Consider the following 22,070-nt stretch of genomic DNA (forward strand, 5'->3'; position numbering starts at 1 on the left):
ACAGCTAAATAGCTGGTTGCGATTTGTAGAGTCCTACCGCAAAAATTGTAATGTAAAGTGTCTTTTTTTCATTTCTCTTCTTGTGTAAGGAAAGTAAAAGTACTTATGACTGAATTGTATCGGTGTTGCATTAAACAGTAAATAATTCGGGAGCATCTAGTTTTTAAAAACACAAGAAGTCATTTGTTACCTAAATGTAACAACATGTATCTTATGCAGGAGATGTGTTAGTCTGGGCATATCATTCCCACTTACGTCATAAGAACGTAACAATATGTCTGTAGGGGATTTTTGTTTTGTAACCCAAAAGAAGACAATACAAAAACCTTGATTTTTCTGCTTGCATAAAAAATCAAGGTTTTTAACTTCAAAAAGTGTCTTAGTGTAAGTGTTGCTGAAGATATCGCTAAACATAGGAATAATCGGCTATTACCATGGCGAGCTCTATTTAGCATTTCGCATTTTATTGATAAGATTCGTATGTCTTTAAGGGCTTGCAGCTTGAGAGAATTCAGTCCCTATTAAAAAACAATTTAATTACATACGAATCGCTATTTAAATGCTCTTGCCGCTTGAATAGCCTTTTTCCAGCCGCTATATAGTTCTTCCTTTTTCTCCTCCCTCATGTTTGGGTCAAATCTTCGGTCAACATGCCATTGGGCTGCAATCTCCTGCTGATTATTCCAAAATCCCACTGCTAAACCTGCTAAAAAAGCAGCTCCAAGTGCAGTTGTTTCATTTACGAACGGCCGTTCAACCGGAACACCTAATATATTGCTTTGAAACTCCATTAAAAAGTTATTTTTCACTGCACCGCCGTCCACACGGAGCGTTTTTAAGGAAATTCCTGAATCCGATTCCATCGCTGTTAGGACATCCCGTGTTTGATAGGCGAGAGCTTCCAGTGTTGCACGAACAAAATGCTCTTTTGTTGTACCTCTTGTAATACCGAAAACTGCCCCGCGCACATCACTATCCCAATAAGGTGTACCTAAACCAACAAAGGCTGGTACAACATAAACACCATCTGTTGAATCTACTTTGGAAGCATAGTTTTCACTATCACTTGCATCCTTAAACATACGCATTCCATCTCGTAACCATTGAATAGCTGATCCGGCAACAAAAATACTGCCCTCTAATGCATATTCAACTTTACCGTTAATTCCCCATGCTATCGTAGTTAATAAGCCATGTTTTGATTTAACAGCCTGCTCACCTGTATTCATCAACATAAAGCAACCTGTGCCATAAGTGTTTTTTGCCATCCCTGTCTGATAACAAGCTTGGCCAAATAATGCGGCTTGTTGGTCACCGGCAATACCTGCGATTGGCACTTCGTGGCCAAAGAAGTGAGAGGAAGAAGTTTTCGCATAAATTTCAGAAGATGGTCGGACTTCCGGAAGCAATGATTTAGGTATGGACAAAATTTCCAATAATTCTTCATCCCATGTTAAATCATATATATTAAACATTAAGGTTCTTGACGCATTAGAATAGTCGGTAACATGGACGGCTCCGCCGGATAATTTCCAAACTAACCAGGTGTCGATTGTGCCAAACAATAATTCCCCATTTTCCGCTCTTTTGCGGGCATCCTCTACATGGTCCAGTATCCATTTAACCTTAGTACCTGAAAAGTAAGGATCAATTAATAAGCCTGTTTTATCCTTGAATATATCGTTATAACCTCTTGCTTTCAAGTCATCACAAATATCGGAGGTTTGTCTTGATTGCCATACAATGGCATTATATATTGGTTGTCCTGTTTCTTTATCCCAAATAACAGTAGTTTCTCTTTGATTAGTTATCCCAATTGCTTCTATTTCATCTGGTTTAATTCCAGACTCAGAAAGGACTGTTGCAATAACGGCAAGAATCGATCCCCATATCTCATTTGCATTATGTTCCACCCAGCCAGGTTTCGGAAAAATTTGTGTAAATTCTTTCTGGGCTGCATGAACTATTTTTCCGTCATGGTCAAATAATATTGCGCGCGAGCTCGTTGTTCCTTGGTCCAATGATAATATGTATTTTTTCATCGTTCTCCCCCTAGTAATGCAATTTATATATATTTATTAGTTTTCCTTTATTATTAATTCCAAAATAACATGACCTAATAAAATTATCTATTAAAAATACAAAAACATGACACAGTATACAAACCGTCTCATGTTTTTTGTGACTGTTTTATTTGTTTCTACGTACTAGTGACAATAGGCTTTAAAAGGTACTGTCTAGGAGTTCCTAGTTGGAAGGTTCCGCTGAATTCAGGAATGTCGGTATTGAAATGGATGATAATGGGTGCATCCAATAGCAATGGATAATTGTTGAAAAATTGATTATCTGCTATTACAAGCATCCGAATCAATTCCGGCAGTTCCTTTTGAAAGATCATACAACGAACTTGAGTGAGTCTTCTATCGGATTCTGATCCATTCATGCTTATATTACCATTAAGCGCGTATTCTCCCATTAAGGTAATCCATTCGGCTTGGAGAATCTCTGATACATCTAAGTCGTTTGTTTGTTTGCTGAATTGGTTGCTAATCGATAAAAATAGTTTTCCGGTATATTCTGACTGTGATAAGGTATATTTTCTTCCTTCCAATGGGTGAAAGACTGTCGCTGGAGGAGCAATATTCACTGAAAGTGTTTCAGATGTCCATTCGCTCACGATAAGCAACCCCCTTAATCATTACTTAACTCAGTATATGATACTTGCCTATAAAAGGTTACCTTTTTGCCCATTTTGTCTTAATCAAATTCCATTTTCCATTTTCGAAATACCAGGTTGCCGTTAGAACGCCTAGTGAATCTGCATGGTATGCACCACTAACTTGTCTGTAAGACCTAAGCCCATATCCTTTTTTTCCTCTAACCTTTGTTATTTTATACATAGCAACTGGATCAATCATTAGTTCGGTTGGTTCATTTAATTTTCCATTTTCTTGATACAAACCTGTTTGAATGTATTCTTTTTTGCGATTGATCACATTAAGATGGAATCTTTCTTTTGTTTCTGTAACATTTATCGTTGCTTTGAAGTTATTCTCAAATTGCCCTTGAAGATTTAATTGGGGTGGTAAAGGAATTGCAACCGCTTTTTGATCTTTTATCGTATTCAAGTGATAGTTATAAATACCCCCGCTCCCGCCTGTGGAGCTGGAAGCTAGCATATCTTTTATTCCATCATGATTTAAATCAGTAAATTCGATTTTTGGTTCTAATCCCGGACTATACTTAATTTTAACGATTGATTTATTTTGGAAAACAATTTCCGACCAAATTTTTTTATAATATTTGCCTCCCTGCTGATTTGGGGTCTCTTTTAACACTATCTTCTCTTTTTTTCCATCCCCATTTATATCCTCTTTATATGTTTTAATAATGGAGATAGCAGGGGTAGCTTCTTCACCTGCATAAGTAATCGCAACAGTTGTAAAGCTCAGCATGAAAAAGGCAGTAATAGCTAGTAAGTATTCTTTTTTCATTTTAAAAACTCCTTTTTCTCCGATTGTTACTATTATTGGCAAATAGATAGAAAGTATGTAATTTTTCCCTGAATTAAGATAAAAAAGAACTTGCCACCTTAGTGACAAGTTTAAATGATAGGAACCTTTTAGTTGTTTTCTGTATCTTTCTTGTTGGTTGTATCCTTCCAAATGCCTACTGTTAATCCGTTCTCCGATTCATCAAAAATAAAGGAGCCATTAGAATAACGATCATTTGCACGCATTTCCGCTATATTAATTTGTTCGATATTATTTTGCTCTGTTTGAACGTTCATAATATCACTATTGTCTACGATATCCATACCTGCTACACGATGCGGATTATTTTTCAATTCTCTTAGCATTACAACACCGCGTTTTGCCCTAGTTGTCTTTTCAAATTCTGCGATTTTCATTTTCTTAATCGCTCCTCTTTGGGTAGCAATGAAAATGAATTCTTTGTCAGGATCCAAAATGATTTTTCCAGAGACAACATAGTCTCCTTCTTTCAGATTAATTCCTTTTACACCGGCAGCTCTTGCTCCTACGATATTAACTTCTTCCTCACTGAACCATAGACCATAGCCAATATGAGTTGCTATAAATAAATCCTTTTGACCATCCGTAAGATGAACATCTACTACTTCGTCATCTCCTTTTAAATTAATAGCAACTAATGGTTTAGAGTATCTTTGTGCATTATACTGACTTAATTCAGTCTTTTTGACCATTCCATTTTTTGTTACGAATAATAAGAATTGTGGTGCGGAAAAATCCTGAATAGTAATAACTTTAACAATTTGTTCGTCCTTTTCGATTGGTACAATATTAGCAATATGCTGGCCAAGATCCTTCCAGCGAATATCTGGTAATTCATGTACTGGACAATACAAGTAATTTCCTTTATTCGTAAAGAGTAAAATAACGTTGGTGGTATTAATTTCCTCTTGGAATAACAAGCGATCGGTTTCTTTAATGGCAAGATCAAGACCGTTAGAAGCTGTATAAGAACGAATGCTTGTACGTTTCACGTAACCATCTTTCGTAACCGTTACCATAACGTCCTCATTAGGAATCATAACCTCTAAATTGATTTTTATCTCTTCAATTTCATTCTCGATTTTTGTTTTGCGTGCGTCCGCATATTTCTTTTTAATTTCTTGTAGTTCTTTTTTAATTACTTTTAGTAAGTTTTTTTCACTTTCAAGAATGGCTGTTAATTCTTCGATTTTCTTGTTTAATTCCATTGCTTCCTTTTGAAGGGCCGTAATATCGGTATTGGTTAAGCGATATAGCTGCAATGATACGATCGCTTCTGCCTGTGGCTCTGTAAATTCATATTTGGCAATTAAGTTATCCTTAGCATCGCGTTTATCTTTAGAGGCACGGATGGTCGCGATTACTTCATCTAAAATGGATAATGCTTTCATTAGTCCATCTACGATATGCTGACGATCCATCGCTTTTTGTAAATCAAATTTCGTACGTTTCGTCACGACATCCTTTTGATGTTCAATATAGGAGTCTAAAAGCTCACGAATACCAAGTAATTTTGGACGGCGATTATGGATTGCGACCATATTAAAGTTATAAGATACTTGTAAGTCCGTATTTTTGAATAAATAGTACAGAACTCCTTCGGCATCAGCATCTTTTTTTAATTCAATGACAATACGAAGTCCTGTGCGGTCCGTTTCATCTCGGACCTCTGAAATGCCTTCTACTTTACGATCTAGTCTAAGCTCGTCAATTTTTTTTACTAAATTAGCTTTATTGACTTCATAAGGTATTTCAGTAACAACAATTTGCTGCTTCCCGCCACGCATATCCTCAATGGATGTTTTCCCGCGGACCACCATTTTTCCTTTGCCTGTTTCATATGCCTTCTTTATCCCTTCAATACCTTGAATGATTCCGCCAGTTGGGAAATCAGGACCTTTAATAATCGTCATAAGATCCTCTACTGTACAATCAGGACGTTCAATACGCATAATGGTTCCGTCAATTACTTCCCCAAGATGATGAGGAGGAATATCTGTTGCATATCCGGCTGATATACCAGTTGATCCATTTACTAATAGATTAGGAAACCGTGCTGGCAGAACAGTTGGTTCCTTAGATGTATCATCGAAGTTTGGGATGAAATCAACTGTGTCTTTATCAATATCAAGCAAAAGTTCAGATGCGATAGCAGAAAGACGCGCCTCTGTATAACGCATAGCAGCAGGAGGATCGCCATCAATACTACCGTTGTTTCCGTGCATTTCTACTAGTACATTGCGAACCTTCCAATCCTGACTCATCCTTACCATTGCATCATAAACAGATGTATCTCCATGAGGATGGTAATTACCGATAACATTTCCGACTGTTTTAGCAGATTTTCGAAAGCCTTTATCTGCAGTGTTTCCCTCTACATGCATCGCGTATAAAATACGCCTTTGCACTGGCTTTAGACCGTCCCTAGCATCTGGAAGGGCACGATCTTGAATAATATATTTACTGTATCGTCCAAAACGATCTCCAATAACCTCTTCTAAAGGTAAATCTTGAAAACGTTCTACTGTTGTCATTAGATCTGTTCCCCTCCTTCGACAGTAAGATTTTCATTCTCTAATATGCTTTGATCTTCTTCCAGTCCAAAAGCAACATTATTTTCAATCCATTTCCGTCGCGGTTCCACTTTATCTCCCATTAAGGTTGTTACCCGGCGTTCTGCTCTTGCAGCATCATCAATACGTACACGAATTAATGTTCTTGATTCCGGATCCATCGTTGTTTCCCATAATTGGTCTGCATTCATTTCGCCAAGACCTTTATATCGCTGAAGCATATAGCCTCTTCCAACTTTTTTTATCACCGATTGCAATTCATTTTCTGTCCAAGCATACTCGATTACCTCTTTTTTACCGCTCCCTTTACTTACTTTATAAAGCGGCGGGAGGGCGATATATACTTTTCCAGCTTCTATCAATGGACGCATATAACGATAGAAGAAAGTAAGGAGCAGTACTTGTATGTGAGCACCGTCCGTATCGGCATCTGTCATAATGATCACTTTATTGTAATTAACATCCTCAATATTAAAGTCAGGTCCGACACCCGCTCCAATTGTATGAATGATGGTATTGATTTCTTCATTTTTAAAAATGTCTTGAAGCTTCGCTTTTTCCGTGTTAATTACTTTTCCACGAAGCGGAAGAACGGCTTGGAAACGACGGTCACGGCCTTGTTTTGCCGAACCTCCAGCGGAATCACCCTCAACAAGATAAAGTTCATTTTTTTCCGGATTTCGCGATTGGGCAGGAGTTAGTTTTCCTGAAAGGATACTCTCTGATTTCTTTTTCTTTTTCCCGTTGCGTGCTTCCTCCCGGGCTTTTCTCGCTGCTTCTCTTGCTTGTGCTGCTTTTATAGCCTTTTTAATTAATAAATTACTGGAATCAGGGTTTTCTTCTAGAAAATAGGCTAGATGCTCTGAAACGACAGTATCAACAGCAGAACGTGCTTCACTCGTACCTAGCTTACCTTTTGTTTGTCCTTCGAATTGCAGAAACTCTTCCGGAATTCGAACAGATACGATAGCGGATAATCCTTCCCGAATGTCTGTTCCGTCTAAGTTTTTATCCCGCTCTTTTAAAAGGTTAACCTTCCGTGCATATTCATTTATCACTCGTGTTAATGCGGTTTTGGCGCCTGCTTCATGGGTTCCCCCGTCCTTTGTACGCACATTATTAACGAAGGAGAGGATATTTTCTGAAAATCCGTCGTTAAATTGGAAAGCAAATTCAACTTCAATATCACTGGCTTCCCCCTCAATCATGACAACGGGATGCAGAACATCTTTCCCTTCATTTAAGTATTCAACGAATGCTTCAATGCCGTTTTCATAATGAAAGGTGTCACTTTGGCCGTAGCGTTCATCGATAATCTCAATTTTTAAACCTTTTAATAAAAAGGCGGATTCTCTTAATCGCTCACAAAGGGTGTCGTAATTAAAGGTGGTAGTGCTGAAAATAGTCGGATCAGGCTTGAAATGGATGTTTGTCCCTGTTTGATTTGATTTTCCGATTTTTTCAAGGGTCGTTTCCGGTATTCCGCCATCACGAAATCGTTGCTCATATACATACCCATCACGCTTGATGGTTACAACCAACCATTCCGATAAAGCATTTACAACGGAAGCACCAACACCGTGTAATCCACCTGCCGTTTTATATCCGCCTTGCCCAAACTTACCCCCGGCATGTAAGACTGTAAAAATTACCTCTGTCGTTGGTTTTCCTAACTTATGCATTCCTGTCGGCATACCGCGCCCTTTGTCATCTACACTTATACTATTATCCTTATGGATTTTGACAATAATATGATCACCATTGCCGGCAAGTGCCTCGTCAACGGAATTATCGACAATTTCATATACAAGGTGATGCAATCCTCGCGCGTCAGTTGATCCTATATACATCCCCGGACGTTTCCGAACCGCTTCAAGACCCTCCAGCACCTGGATGGCATCATCGTTATACTCAATTAAGTCTTGTTTCTTTGTCACAAAAATTCCCCTTTCAACAACACAACTCTCTGTCTCTATATAAAACAATCGTAAATCATTATCAAAGGCTATTTCATAAACTATCTTGCTTTTGTAGACGAAAACCAATAAAAACCTTATTTAAGTTAAGAATGATTAACACATCTTTAAGAAAATGTGCCCCTAGGCTAAGTCTACAATAGAATTTACATGAAAACAGCCTAATTAAAATGATGAAACAAACATCTGTTCGCTTATCATTATAACATATCCGAACAAGCGTCTATGAACTATTTTAACGATAAATTCTTATTTGGCAAATTACTTTTTAAAGACAAACAATTTTTCTGCCTGAATGATCCGTGAAACTACTGTACTTTTTAAAAATCCATCGTGAATCTATAATAGGCTTCATAGCCGTTAATTGGGAGTTTTTAAATGAATAAAAAACAAGCGTACCATAAAAGAAATACGCTTGTTTAAAGAAACTCATTTTGTTAAGGCATGTTCGACTTTAATACAGCGATTCATAATTACCGTATATCCTTTTTCTTTCAGAAATTGATATGCTTCTTCATTTTCAAGGCCTAATTGTGCCCAGAAGATATCTGCGTCGATTTCGTCAAATTCTTTTGCAATCTCCGGCAGATATTCGGACCTGCGGAACACATTGACAATATCCACATGTCCTTCAATTTCTTTAAGGGATGAAACAGCCTTCACACCCAACACACTCTCGACAGAAGGATTAACAGGAATAATTTCATAGCCCGCTTTTTGCATTGCTTCTGAAATCATATAAGATGTTCTCTCGGGATTATCACTTAACCCTACTACGGCTATACGTTTCGCTTTTTTTAAAATCCCTTTGATTTCTTCTCTGCTTGGATTTTCAATTGTCATTCAAAAACCCCCATGTGTCTTTTTTCTTATCGTACGCTTTTCTAGCGATTCCTGCAACTTACGATACGGATGAAGCTGATTTTCTTTTCTTTTGCCAACGCAAGTATTGCTCTGAAATGATGGCAATAATGGTTCCTAACACTAATCCGTTATTGACTAAGGATCCGATGAATGCAGGAAGTTTCACGGTTGCTTCCGCAGGCAAAAACATCGTTCCAACCCCTACCATTAAAGCGATTCCGGCAGTTGTATAAGTAATTTGTCGATCTGTAACTTTTTCAATTTCCGATAGTGCAAGCCCAATCATCTTCGTGAAAATGACAAAGGTTACCGCATAGCCCACAGGTGCAGGAAGTGCTGACATAATATTCATAAGCGGTGGAAGCAAGGAAATAACGGTTACTAAAACGCCGCCAATAATAAATGGTTTTATGGACTTAATACCAGTTTGAGATACAAATCCTGCTGAACCGGAAATTGGCACGGAGCCAATTGCAGAAAAAACCCCGCCAAGTATTTGGTTGATTCCGGAAATGAAGCCAGACTTTTTAAAGCTAACTGGTTTGGTTTTAGATCCTTTTAAAACCTCTTCCATCACTCGAATCGAAGCAATCATATTAGTCGTTAGTAATATCGTTATGAAAAAGGAAGTGGTTAATACACCTGCATCAAAGGTTGGCTTTCCAAAATGAAAAAGTTTTGGAAAGGCGATTATCGCGTGGCTGCTTGGAACCTTTGGTGCTAGTCCAAAAAGGATAAAAAGCATCCATCCTATCAATAATCCGAAAATAATGGAAAATTGCCGTACCCATTGTATTTTCATTTGACCAAGGTAAAAAGTAACAAGAATAATGACGATACATAACACAGCTACTTTAGGTTGTATATGGGCTTGTTCCTCCGATAATCCAAGCATTCCTTTTATAAAGGAACCGCTTAACTGCAGGATCAGCAAAAAGAGATAAATAAACGTTACAGTTGGAGTAAAAAGCCTTGCTAACTTCTCAATTAACCCGAAGGCAGAAAGAAGAAAGAAAACGATACCGCTAAAAATCATGCCTCCGCTAAGTGCATTCAACGCTTCAATGCTAGTGGAATAAATGGTCCCGACAAAGCCGGCATAAATGGCAAATACGCTCCACCATAAGCCTGCAGGTCCTTCTGAAACTGGTAGGCGATGACCGATAAATCCTTGTAATAGTCCAGCAATTCCTAATACGAAAATCGTTCTTTGTACAAATGCTGATGTTTCAATCGGATTTAAGTGAAATAGATCAGCTATAGCGATTGGTGCTGCGATAGCACCGGCAATCATAAAAGCCATCCATTGGATGGCTGACAAAAATGTTTTCATTCTTTAAAACCCCTAACTTCATAAAGTACGTAATATTAATTTTGATTGTAGGCAGAAAGGGTAGATTGCAGTGACATAAAGGCATGTTCGTTACCAAATGCCCGCGCCCAAGAAGCGATGCCTGCTAATTGGTTATGACCTGCAATATCTGCTCTCTTAGCCAAAGAATACTCATCCTCAATCCACATTTTATATGTGATATTGGTTTTGGAATCTAAATACTGAACATAATGCTGTCCGCTTTCGGAATCCATTTGTACTTTTACTTTGTGCTTCTTTATCCATTCATTTGCTTGGTTCATGGTTAATGCACGGGAAGATGTATTTTTTTTGCCATCTTTCCATTCCTCTTTCCATAACCTTGAATAAAAAGGCACACCTAAGATGATTTTATCATTTGGAACTAATTTTAATATCGGCTTAAGTCCACTTTCTACCCATGGCAAGCTTGCAACACTTCCCGCTACCGGTGAATTTGCCCAATGTTCATCATATGCCATTATGATAAGGTAATCAACAATTTTTCCTAGTTTTTCCCGCTCGTAAAATTCAGACCAATTTCCTTTTGCAATAAAGGTAATGTCCATCGAAACATATTTATGATTGGCATGGAGCAAAGCCGTTATTTCACGTACAAATTGTGTGACTAGTGGTCCATCTTCTGGGCGGACATTTTCGATATCAATATTTATTCCGTCTAAATGCTCTTTATTTGCAATTTTTACTATCGATTGAATGATTTTTTGTCTTTTCTCAAATGTGCTAAAAGCAGCTTTTGTTAAATCAGGATTAGATGAATTAGAAAATAGTGCCCAAACTTGTATATGATGCTGTTTTGCCCATTTAATATATTTCGATGATAATAGGTTTGAAATATCCCCGTTTTCATTCTTTAATCGAAACCATGTCGGTGAGACTACATTGACTCCAGCCATGATTGGCAGCTGGGATGGATTTGGTGTTTTGGTGTAAACGGCTTCCCAAGACATTTGGATTGGCTTTGAGATAGCTGGAAGGTTAATAACTTCTTTAGGAAAAGGGATTTGCACATGTTTAGCATTTTCCTTTTTGACATAAGCCTTCTGAATATACCCCCCAAACCCATCAAGAGTTCTAACAAAATAGTATTCTTTATATTCCCGTTCAATGTGAACAGTTTCTCCCCTATTAACCTCAGTAACGTACGGGGATTGCAAGTTCTGGCGCATTCGAAGACGTAAGAAAGCTTTCCGAACATTCTTTGATACTATTTTTCCGTTATCGTATTGTTCACCATCCAAATGGATCCAAATGACTCCCGTATGCTTCGTGATCTCGTATTGTATTGGGTACAGTGATTGCAGTGTTTCAAGCGATATATATGTATGATTCGATACGTTCTTCATTATAGGGAATTTTGTTTGTTTCGGCTTTCCATTCACATACAAGACCTTTTGATTATATGGAATTTGAATCACACTTAATTTGGTTGTGATGATAAGGGAATGACTTTCTTCATAAATACTATCATCTATTTGATTTTTTACTGTATTAAGTGGGATATAAAGTTCATTTTCACTGCGGATTGCATTACCGTGTATTGCCCCTTTAATCAATATCGGATATTCTCCTGATAAATAGTTTCCTTTTTTCGTAGATGCAAAGGGGTAATATATATATAATAGAGTTCCCGTTATGATGAATAAAAGCAAAATAATAGTCAAAGGCCATTTTGTTTTTCTTTTGGGTCTAGATCTTAAAGGTATCGTTTCCATCATTATCCTCCTAAATGCCATAATCTAATCGTACAGGAGGAAAAAGTCCGTGAAAAGAGTAAAAATATGACTTTTTTAAAACAAATGTGAAAACATCTCGGTCATCTCCTAGATGATAGTTGATGGTGCTAGAAATAAACATTTTTTTAAGTGTATCCATAGGATTAAATTTTTTATTTATGCCCTAAACGATTAAAAAATCTTTTTTCTTTCACATTCTTTACATGATACAATAATAAAGCAATAATAAATTTGAATAGATAAAAGAATTCCAAACGATTTCTTTTGAACTAGCATTAAAGGAGCTATGTGAATGATTTATGCACTCATACTAATTCTTGCCTACCTACTAGGTTCAATTCCTTCAGGATTAATTGTAGGAAAACTTTTTTACGGAATAGATATTCGTGAACATGGGAGCGGGAATCTTGGAGCAACCAATACTTTCCGGACGTTAGGTAAAAAGGCGGGTATTGCTGTTACTGTTGCAGATATTCTAAAAGGTACATTAGCTACCTGCCTTCCTCTTATTTTTGGAGTATCAGCAGGTTTTCACCCATTATTAGTCGGATTGGTTGCAGTGATTGGACATATCTTTCCAATCTTTGCAGGCTTTAGAGGTGGAAAAGCGGTGGCTACATCAGGCGGTGTTATCTTGGCTTACAGTCCTCTATTATTTTTATTAATTGTAATTGTTTTTCTCGTTAGCTTAAAAATAAGCAAATATGTATCGCTGTCCTCGATTATTTGTGGAGTATTTGCGATCATTTACGCTTTTATCGATATGTTGATTCGTCATGATTGGCCGTTCTTTGTTGTCATTTTTGCAATCGCATTTTTTGTCATCTATCGACATCGGGCGAACATCAAACGAATTAGAGAAAAAACAGAGCCAAAAGTAAAATGGATATAAATGGTCATAAGTAGAGAAGCGTCCTAATATAGATGATTAGGACGCTTTTTTATTTAAAGGAGGAAAGTATAAAATTTTTCAACATCTAAATAATTTAACAAGTTAAATTTTGTCTAGCGTAAGCAGATATCGACTAGTGGATTTCTTGTCTCCTCCCTACGATAAGTCAACATCAGCTTGTGAACTACCTCACTGTGTTTCCTTTATCTCGAGGTGAGCGACTACGAAATCCGTACGCTAGTGCTGCGGGCTTGCGCTTTTCTGTAATCTTTTAAACTTTCTACAAATTTCGCATAAAACCTCCACTAATATACATTGGTATAGTAAGATAGCAGTATAGATATAAAAGTAAAGGCTGGTTATGGGATGAGGGGAAAACATAAGGTTGCAGGTATATTATTGCTATGTTTGCTTGTTGCTATAGGGGTATTATTCTTTATACAATTCGATAATTGGAAACAAGCAGTGTCTAAAAAAACATTTACAGTCGCAACAAACACGACAAGAACATTAAGTGTAAAAACAAAGGAGTTCCATTCAAGTGCTGTAATTGGTGGAATTGGGGATGTACTTATTCATGACTGGGTGTATGAAGATGCAAAAACCAAGTACGGGTATGATTTTAAACCGATTTTTCAAAATGTTAAAGCTATAATGAAAAAACCTGATTTATTGATTGCCAATCAAGAATCGACCCCAGGCGGAGCGCAATTAGGTGTTTCCAGCTATCCGTGCTTTAACAGCCCGTATGAAATTGTGGATGCTATTATGGATGCTGGTGTTGATTTTGTTACAACCGCAAATAATCATGTTCTCGATAAGGGCGAGAAAGGATTGTTAAGTGCCCTTACCTACTATGATAAAGTACATTTGCCGCATGTTGGGACGTTTAAAAGCAAAGAGGATCAAGAAACGCTAAGAATTGAAAATGTTAATGGCATTAAAATTGCCATTCTCTCTTATACCTACGGAACGAATGGAATTCCAATACCAGAGGGTAAAGATTATCTGGTTAATATGATAGATAAAGATAAGATTTTGGCTGAGCTAAAAAGAGCACGTGCACAAGCAGATGTTGTTGTTTTAGGTATGCATTGGGGGATTGAATATCAACGCCAACCTAATGAAGAACAACAGCAACTAGCAAAGCTTTTTACAGATGGCGGTGCAGATATCATTCTTGGCAGTCATCCTCATGTCTTGCAGCCAATCCAAAAGTTTCATACAAAGGATGGACGTGATGCGATTGTTATATACTCGCTCGGGAACTTTATTTCTGGACAAATGTGGGATTACAAAGATATCGGCGGTATGTTTGAAGTGAAGGTTACAAAAGATGTAACCACCAATGGAAACAACATTAAATTAGAGGATATGCAATTCTACCCTACGTTTGTGTATAATCATAAATTTAAAAATTACCAATTGTATCCATTGCAAGAAGCCTATGCCAAAGGGATGGCAGATCACTCCTATAAAGAGATAATGGAGCACATGATGGGCGGTATTAAATAATGTAGAAAAAGAGCTTATTATTCTAGGTGAGAAAACTATAGAATAAGCTCTTTTCTTTATTTAGAAATAGGAAAATATTTATCTATAATATAAATTATTTATCATGTATAGTTTGTTTCTATTTTAATTCTGCTGCAATAGCTCGGCCAGCAACCCTTCCGCTAAAGAGGCATCCTCCTAAAAATGTACCTTCTAAAGCACGATAACCATGTACGCCTCCTCCTCCGAATCCCGACACCTCTCCTGCGGCATAAAGACCGGGAACTGGATTACCCAACGAATCAAGAACTTTTGCTGATAAATCGGTTTGCAGTCCTCCCAATGTCTTTCGACTAATAATATTCAGTTTAACTGCTATAAGAGGTCCGTTTTTAGGATCCAGTATTTTGTGTGGTTTGGCCACACGAATTAATTTATCCCCAAGATATTTGCGTGCACCACGAATAGCCGTTATTTGCAGGTCCTTTGTAAAAGGGTTCTCGATTTCGCGATCGCGTGCTTGAATTTGCTTTTCAATTTCCTTTAATTGAAGAAGCTTTTTATCTGTCAGGTTGTTCATTCCCTCTACAAGATCAGCTAATGTATTTGCAATAACAAAATCTTCCCCTTTATCCATAAAAGCTTGGACAGGTGCAGAAGCGCCAGGTAATGCTCTTTCTAATACCTGTTTAATACTTTTCCCTGTTAAATCTGGATTTTGCTAGGAACCTGATAAGGCAAATTCCCGTTCAATAATTTTTTGTGTCAGGATAAACCATGAATAGCTATATCCGGTTTTTTGAATAGCTTCCAATGTTCCAAGAGTATCGAAACCAGGAAAATTAGGAGCGGGAAATCTCCTTCCCTTTGCGTCTAACCAAATGGAAGATGGGCCGGGAAGAATACGGATCCCATGAAGATTCCAAACAGGATTCCAATTTTTTATTCCTTCCGTATAGTGCCACATCCGATCTCGATTTACGATACGTCCTCCAGCATCTTCTGTTATCGCAAGCATTCTTCCATCGACATGCGCAGGCACACCAGAAAGCATTTGCCTCGGTGGTGTTCCAAGTCGACTTGGCCAATTTTTCCGGATTAAATCATGATTTGCACCTATTCCACCACTTGTCACCGCAACAATGGTTGCTTTAAATTCAAATTCCCCTATTATTTCACGAGAACTTGCTTCTCCGCGAGATACAGTGCTTGGTTCTAAAATAGACCCACTTACCCCTTCTACAGCACCATTTCTTGTTAATAGACGGTCTACACGATGTCTGGACCGATATTCAATCAATCCATTTTTTATATGTTCTCTCAGCTTTCGTTCAAAAGGCGCTACGATGCCAGGGCCAGTTCCCCATACGATATGGAATCTTGGTACGGAATTTCCGTGTCCATCAGCAAGATAGCCACCTCGTTCTGCCCATCCGACAACAGGGAAAAATCTTACTCCCATATTATGAAGCCACTCACGCTTCTCACCAGCAGCAAACTCAACATACGCCCTCGCCCATTTTTTTCCCCAAATATCTTCATCTTCTTCTCTGTCAAACCCTGCTGTTCCAAGCCAGTCCTGCCAAGCCAATTCTGTCGAATCCTTAATACCCATCCTTCGTTGTTCAGGGGAGTTTACTAAAAATAAACCGCCAAACGACCACCATGCCTGTCCGCCTAGTGAGCTTTCGGGCTCCTGATCAAGAAGGAGGACCTTTATTCCGGAATCGGCAATTTCCGTTGCAGTAACTAAACCTGCTAAACCAGCCCCAACAACAATAACGTCGTAGTCCACAAGCATCCCCCATTGCTTTATAAAGTATTTACAGTAGTTTTTACATTAAGTATATATATGCTTGCATTCAAACTCAATGTATTAAGAACATTTAGAAGTATTTAAATAGTTCCTCAAAGTCTAATTGTTTTCTTCATCGATGCTTCTTTGATAAAATAAGGAAAGTTCAATATTATTTGATGAAAATAGTCTGTGTGTGCTGGAAGTATACTAAATATGCTTGTTTTCTTTAGGAGGTTTGGAATATGCAAATTTTTGTTTCCGATGATGCGGTAAAGTGGTTTCAAGATGAAATGGATATAGAAGCAGGAGATTCCATTCGTTTCTTTGTTAAATATGGAGGTTCTACCGCTGTGCAAGAAGGTTTTTCACTCGGTTTAATGAAAGAGGAAGCGGAAGATCCTGTCGTTACTACAACAAAAAACGGTATATTATTTTTTATTGAGGAAAGAGATGTATGGTATTTTGATGGTCATGATTTACATGTTGGATATAATTCTGGACTAGACGAACCAGTATTCGAGTATAAAAAAGGGTAATAAAATTCCTCCATCCGAAATATTCGGTATGGAGGTTTTGTATTTTATAGGTATTTAATATGTTTATTTATTATTCCTTCCGATTCCAAAATTTCTTTTTGCCTTGTTCCAAGTAAATCGTAGTGGGAATACCCATCTTTACGATGATGGATCCATTCCTTTTTTAACCCGTACTTGGCACCCCATTTCTGAAGCTTATGTAAATCATTGCATCCTACCTTGGTTACGGATCTTGCCTCTGGAAAGCGGTCATCTAGCCAATAATGGGTTAAAAAAGCGATTTCTCCGCGATCAATTGATTTTTTCCAGGTTCTAAGTTCATCTTTAGTTATTCCAAATGCCACTAGATCCACACCTTACTCTGTCTTTTTTGCTTTTTCGTATGCTTCATGCCAGTCTGGGAATATTTTTCTAATAGAAATCGGTCGGAATGATTCTTTTCTCACACAGGCATGTTTCGAGTAGGAGGTAACCGATAGTTCTCCATTTTCTTTATAAATTTCATAGCCATATGTAATACGGATCCCATCATATTCTTCTATCCAGGTTTTGATTGTTGCCATTTCTCCGTATAGGACAGGTTTTTTATAGGAAATTTCGATATCGATTACTGGAGAGAGAATGCCCTCCACCTCCATATCAGCGTATTTAAAGCCGAGATCTTCTACCAATTGTGTACGTCCTAATTCCATCCAAACTAAATAATTTGCATGATATACAATACCCATTTGATCTGTTTCGGCGTATCTTACTTCAATCTTTTTATCAGATATTAACATTTAGTTCACCTCAAGTAAAAATAACTAGTACCATCATTGTATCATGCAATTTAAACTTCGAAAAATAAAAGAATTTAACCAAGAACAAATCTTCCAGGCTCTATAGCTAGTCGCGACATTTTTTTGAAAGTTCTCGACCGGATTTCATTTTATCATTTGATTCCCAATAAATAAGCCGGCATTTAGCCGGCTTTGTCAATACATTATTGATTATTGTTTTCTTGAGCATGTGCTTCGTCTTTAATTTCACTGCGCATCGCATCAATGCTTTCACGGCGGCGTTCATTCTTTGCCTCAATTTGTGCTCGCTGTTCACCGTCAGCAAATTCAGCGGTTGCTTCTGCTTTTTCCATATTTTCAATAGTGTTTTGCACCATGTCTTGAAGCTTCTCTACGTTATCGCTGCGGTCATCTGGTTTCGGTTTGTTCCATGCCATTCGCTTATTCCTCCTTGAAGAAAATAAGTGCACCAATTACTCGGTACATCATTAGTGTAACTAGATATGAAAAAAGAATTGATGGAAATTAGTGTTTACTCACCCTTCGTTTGCATTACTTGTGCATGTTCACCAGATTGATCCTGCATCTTCTTTCCCTTGTTGCCTCCTGCGGATCGCTGTTGTGTTCCAATATGGTTAGGTACATAATCCTGTGGTTTTCTTTTTGGGTTGCTCAATGAAAAATTCCCTCCTTTTCTGTTAGTTTTTCCGAAAAGTCAGGGAATATGTGGTCTATTCAGCTTTCTTTATCATTCGTTTCTGTTCTAATTTTTCTTCAATACGATCCATTGCATCCCGATCTTTCAGAAGTTCTTGTTTATTCTCCATTACTAAATCTATAAACGATTTTTTCATTGATTTTCTCATTTGCAAGTCTCCTTTGGCAATTTTACTTTTTTCTACTTTTTAGTATGGTCAGTTATTTGCATAATTATAATATTTTTAGAACATTTTGCCCCTTTAAAAGAAAAAACACCTCCTAAAAGGTGTTCATTTCGTTAAAATATGTTTTAAATGGTTATAAGTTACTGCCCCAATTTGTTTGTTCATAATCATACCTTTTTCATCGATAACGTAGGTAGTGGGAATTGGTTGTATTTCATATTGATTACTTATAGTTTCTTTATTATCCATAATAATTGGATACGTAATGTCATACTTTTTCATAAAGTCCATCACTTGGGCTTTCGAACTTTCAATATTAATACCAATCAATTCTACATCTGAGTGATGTTCATTATAAAACTTTACTAGCTCTGGAAGTTCCTCTTTACAAGGCGGACACCACGCTGCCCAAAAATTTAAGATGACCTTTTTTCCTTTAAAAGCGGATAGATCAATGCTCTTCCCGTTTAACGCGACTGCTTTTATATTAGGAGCTTTTTGGCCAATAGACAAGCCTATACTTGAAATATCGGCTTCTTGAACATCTTGCTTCTTTCCCGTATTGATATTTTCATTTCTAGAAAGGTTCTCCTTGGTCTTATAATCCATAATATGTGTATTTTGTTCGACTGCTTGTACAACAAATACTCCTCCCAAAAAAAGAAGGATTGTTAGCGCAATTATTTTTCGTCCCATTTCCTTCCTCCAAAAAAATATCTGATATATGGGTTATTGTATGTAATCATATATTTTTTAGAAGAAGAAAAAAAACACATCCCGTAAAAACGAGATGTGTTCCTTTATGACATTACGCTTGTAATTTATCACGAAGTACCATTTGTAAAATACCACCATGACGATAGTAATCAATTTCCACTTCAGAGTCGAAACGTACTAATACTTCGAATTGCTTTTTATTACCAGCTTCATCAGTAGCTGTTACAGTAAGGATATCACGTGGTTTTACATTTTCATCCACTTGAACATCAATTACTTCTTTTCCTGTTAAGCCAAGAGTTTCAGCGTTTTCACCTTTCTTGAATTGAAGTGGAAGAACACCCATCAATACAAGGTTTGAACGGTGAATACGTTCGAAGCTTTCCGCAATAACAGTCTTAATACCTAATAAGTTAGTACCTTTTGCTGCCCAGTCACGAGAAGATCCCATACCGTAATCTTTACCAGCAAGTACTACTAATCCAGTTCCATCTTCTTTGTACTTCATGCATGCATCATAGATAGATGTCACTTCGTTTGTTGGCCAGTAAGTAGCATAGCCACCTTCTGTTCCAGGAGCAATTTGGTTACGGATACGGATGTTTGCAAATGTACCGCGCATCATTACATCATGGTTACCACGACGTGAACCGTAAGAGTTGAATTCACGTGGTTCAACACCGCGTTCGCGTAAATATTTACCTGCTGGTGTATCTTTACCGATTGCACCTGCTGGTGAAATATGGTCTGTTGTAACAGAGTCGCCAAACTTCGCAATTACACGTAAGCCATTAAGTGGTTTCACTTCTTCTGGATCTGGAGATAGATTTTCAAAGAATGGTGGGTTTGCGATATAAGTTGACTCTTCATCCCAAGTATATAATGGATCATTACTTGTTTTGATTTCGTTCCAACGTTTATTATCGTTGAATACATTTTCGTATTCTTTACGGAATAATTCTGGCGTTACAGTTTCTTTTACTGCTGCATTTACTTCTTCTGTTGATGGCCAGATATCTTTCATAAATACATCGTTGCCATCTTTATCTTTTCCGATAGGGTCGTTTACTAGATCGATATCAACAGTACCAGCTAATGCATAAGCAACAACAAGTGGTGGTGAAGCTAAGTAGTTAGCTTTTACTAATGGATGAATACGACCTTCAAAGTTACGGTTACCAGAAAGTACAGAAGTTACAAGTAAATCACTTTCAGAAATTGCTTTTTCAATTTCGTCTTTTAAAGGACCAGAGTTACCGATACATGTAGTACATCCGTAACCTACTAGGTTGAATCCTAATTTGTCTAAGTATGTTTGTAAACCAGAGTCTCTTAGATACCCTGTAACAACTTTAGATCCTGGTGCCAATGAAGTTTTTACATATTTAGGAACTTCTAAACCTTTTTCAACTGCTTTTTTCGCTACTAAACCAGCGCCAAGCATTACATAAGGGTTGGAAGTGTTTGTACAGCTTGTGATAGCGGCAATGGCAACAGCACCAGTTTTCATTGTTGCTTCGTCACCATTATCAAATTTAACCACTGCTTCTTTATTGATCTCAGAATCTTTTAAACCGAATCCTTGGTTACCTACAGGTGCAGTTAAAGCATCTTGGAATGCTTTTTGCATTTTGGATAACGGGATTAAATCTTGTGGACGTTTTGGACCAGAAAGATTTGCTTCGATTTCAGAAAGATTGATTTCAACTACATCAGTGTAAACTGGTTCTTCGTTTTCTGGTGTAAAGAACATATTGTTTTCTTGTAAATATTTTTCTACAAGTTTTACATGTTCTTCAGGACGGCCAGTTAGACGAAGATATTCTAAAGATTCAGCATCAACTGGGAAGAAACCGCAAGTTGCACCATATTCAGGAGCCATGTTAGCAATAGTTGCACGGTCAGCAAGTGGAAGTGTAGAAACACCAGGACCGAAGAATTCAACAAACTTACCAACAACGCCTTTTTGACGCAATACTTGAGTTACTTTCAATGCTAAGTCAGTTGCAGTAGCACCGTTTGGCATTTCGCCAGTTAATTTAACCCCGATTACTTCTGGAATTGGGAAGTATGAAGGTTGTCCAAGCATTCCAGCTTCTGCTTCAATACCACCTACACCCCAGCCAAGAACACCGATACCGTTGATCATCGTTGTATGAGAGTCAGTACCAACTAATGTATCAGGGAATGTTTCGAATTCACCTTCAGCATTTTCGATAGCATGAACAACACTTGCTAAATACTCAAGGTTAACTTGGTGAACGATACCTGTTGCTGGTGGAACAGCACGATAGTTATCAAATGCTTTTGTTGCCCAGCTTAAAAATTGATAACGCTCAGCATTACGTTCGAATTCAAAATCCATATTTGCATTTAATGCATCAGTAGTACCGTATTTATCAACTTGTACAGAGTGGTCGATAACAAGATCTACTGGGATTTCTGGATTAATTTTATCAGGGTTTCCACCTAAGTCAGCCATTGCTTTACGAAGTGAAGCAAGGTCTACTACAGCAGGAACACCTGTGAAGTCTTGTAAGATTACACGAGAAGGCTTGAATGGCACTTCTGCATCTTTTACTTCTTCAGATCCCCATTTTGCTAGGTTTTCAACATGTTCTTTTGTAATAACACGGCCATCTACTTGGCGAAGAACAGATTCTAATAATACTTTTACGGAATAAGGTAAGCGTGATACTTTTGCTATACCTGCTTCTTCAAGAGCTGCAAGACGATAAAAGTTATATCGTTTTCCTTCTAATTCAAAGGAAGTACGTGAATTAAATACGTCATTTTTAGCCACCTGAGATTCCCCCTTCTTTTCAATAATGCATCTTAAATCGATAATTGGAAGAAAAGCTCGAATGTTGGTCTCTTACTTTTCGCACATTAACATCTTAATACAAGAAATTACAT

Annotated in this window: 18 protein-coding genes and 1 pseudogene; 3 read left to right on the top strand and 16 right to left on the bottom strand. The window is 37.5% G+C overall.

From position 1 onward, the window contains the following. Positions 1-551: 551 nt before the first annotated feature. From glpK to AN964_RS11030, 8 genes are all read right to left on the bottom strand, one after another. On the bottom strand, positions 552-2,042 hold the full coding sequence (glpK, locus tag AN964_RS10995) for a glycerol kinase GlpK (RefSeq protein ID WP_055739717.1): 1,491 nt from the start codon (positions 2,040-2,042) through the stop codon (positions 552-554). 158 nt (positions 2,043-2,200) lie between these two features. Then, positions 2,201-2,677: a staygreen family protein gene (locus AN964_RS11000; RefSeq protein WP_055739718.1), complete on the bottom strand. Its 477-nt coding sequence runs from the start codon at positions 2,675-2,677 to the stop codon at positions 2,201-2,203. Between the two features lie 58 nt (positions 2,678-2,735). Beyond that, the gene (locus tag AN964_RS11005; protein WP_055739719.1) at positions 2,736-3,494 is read right to left on the bottom strand and encodes a YybI family spore inner coat protein; all 759 of its coding nucleotides are present in this window, start codon (positions 3,492-3,494) and stop codon (positions 2,736-2,738) included. Positions 3,495-3,622: 128 nt separating this feature from the next. Next, positions 3,623-6,067 (bottom strand): DNA topoisomerase IV subunit A, encoded by a 2,445-nt coding sequence (parC, locus tag AN964_RS11010; protein ID WP_055739720.1) that lies wholly within the window; start codon positions 6,065-6,067, stop codon positions 3,623-3,625. Next, positions 6,067-8,043, bottom strand: coding sequence for a DNA topoisomerase IV subunit B (gene parE, locus AN964_RS11015; RefSeq protein WP_055739721.1), 1,977 nt, complete (start codon positions 8,041-8,043; stop codon positions 6,067-6,069). The genes parC and parE overlap by 1 nt, the downstream gene beginning before the upstream one ends. A 468-nt stretch (positions 8,044-8,511) precedes the next feature. Further along, positions 8,512-8,925 (bottom strand): CoA-binding protein, encoded by a 414-nt coding sequence (locus tag AN964_RS11020; RefSeq protein ID WP_055739722.1) that lies wholly within the window; start codon positions 8,923-8,925, stop codon positions 8,512-8,514. Between the two features lie 58 nt (positions 8,926-8,983). Beyond that, positions 8,984-10,279 (bottom strand): purine/pyrimidine permease, encoded by a 1,296-nt coding sequence (locus tag AN964_RS11025; RefSeq protein ID WP_055739723.1) that lies wholly within the window; start codon positions 10,277-10,279, stop codon positions 8,984-8,986. Between the two features lie 35 nt (positions 10,280-10,314). Beyond that, the gene (locus AN964_RS11030; protein ID WP_055739724.1) at positions 10,315-12,033 is read right to left on the bottom strand and encodes a glycosyl hydrolase family 18 protein; all 1,719 of its coding nucleotides are present in this window, start codon (positions 12,031-12,033) and stop codon (positions 10,315-10,317) included. Positions 12,034-12,346: 313 nt separating this feature from the next. Between AN964_RS11030 and plsY the strand changes: the two genes are divergently transcribed. After that, positions 12,347-12,946 carry a glycerol-3-phosphate 1-O-acyltransferase PlsY gene (plsY, locus tag AN964_RS11035; protein ID WP_055739725.1) on the top strand — a complete coding sequence of 200 codons (600 nt, stop codon included), beginning with the start codon at positions 12,347-12,349 and terminating at the stop codon, positions 12,944-12,946. 366 nt (positions 12,947-13,312) lie between these two features. Continuing rightward, a complete protein-coding gene (locus AN964_RS11040) occupies positions 13,313-14,461 on the top strand; it encodes a CapA family protein (protein ID WP_055739726.1) in 1,149 nt (382 codons plus the stop codon). A gap of 118 nt (positions 14,462-14,579) precedes the next feature. Here the strand turns inward: AN964_RS11040 and AN964_RS11045 are convergent. Next, positions 14,580-16,256: pseudogene (locus tag AN964_RS11045) on the bottom strand (FAD-binding dehydrogenase). Between the two features lie 224 nt (positions 16,257-16,480). On the opposite strand from AN964_RS11045, the gene AN964_RS11050 reads away from it, so the two are divergent. Then, positions 16,481-16,774: a HesB/YadR/YfhF family protein gene (locus AN964_RS11050; protein WP_055739727.1), complete on the top strand. Its 294-nt coding sequence runs from the start codon at positions 16,481-16,483 to the stop codon at positions 16,772-16,774. A gap of 44 nt (positions 16,775-16,818) precedes the next feature. On the opposite strand, the gene AN964_RS11055 is transcribed toward AN964_RS11050, so the two are convergent. From AN964_RS11055 to acnA, 7 genes are all read right to left on the bottom strand, one after another. After that, positions 16,819-17,118 (bottom strand): hypothetical protein, encoded by a 300-nt coding sequence (locus AN964_RS11055; RefSeq protein WP_055739728.1) that lies wholly within the window; start codon positions 17,116-17,118, stop codon positions 16,819-16,821. 12 nt (positions 17,119-17,130) lie between these two features. After that, complete coding sequence (locus AN964_RS11060; protein ID WP_055739729.1) at positions 17,131-17,553, bottom strand: acyl-CoA thioesterase; 423 nt, start codon at positions 17,551-17,553, stop codon at positions 17,131-17,133. Positions 17,554-17,756: 203 nt separating this feature from the next. Next, a complete protein-coding gene (tlp, locus tag AN964_RS11065; protein ID WP_055739730.1) occupies positions 17,757-17,990 on the bottom strand; it encodes a small acid-soluble spore protein Tlp in 234 nt (77 codons plus the stop codon). Between the two features lie 95 nt (positions 17,991-18,085). After that, entirely contained in the window at positions 18,086-18,229 is a 144-nt protein-coding gene (locus tag AN964_RS11070) for an acid-soluble spore protein N (protein WP_055739731.1), read from the bottom strand. Positions 18,230-18,284: 55 nt separating this feature from the next. Next, on the bottom strand, positions 18,285-18,419 hold the full coding sequence (locus AN964_RS25515) for an FbpB family small basic protein (RefSeq protein WP_083489309.1): 135 nt from the start codon (positions 18,417-18,419) through the stop codon (positions 18,285-18,287). Between the two features lie 123 nt (positions 18,420-18,542). Further along, the gene (locus AN964_RS11075; RefSeq protein WP_055739732.1) at positions 18,543-19,133 is read right to left on the bottom strand and encodes a TlpA family protein disulfide reductase; all 591 of its coding nucleotides are present in this window, start codon (positions 19,131-19,133) and stop codon (positions 18,543-18,545) included. 112 nt (positions 19,134-19,245) lie between these two features. Further along, positions 19,246-21,957: an aconitate hydratase AcnA gene (acnA, locus tag AN964_RS11080; RefSeq protein WP_055739733.1), complete on the bottom strand. Its 2,712-nt coding sequence runs from the start codon at positions 21,955-21,957 to the stop codon at positions 19,246-19,248. Positions 21,958-22,070 lie beyond the last annotated feature (113 nt).

Origin of the sequence: Heyndrickxia shackletonii (genome assembly GCF_001420715.1) — a bacterium.
Classification (GTDB): Bacteria; Bacillota; Bacilli; order Bacillales; family Bacillaceae_C; genus Margalitia; species Margalitia shackletonii.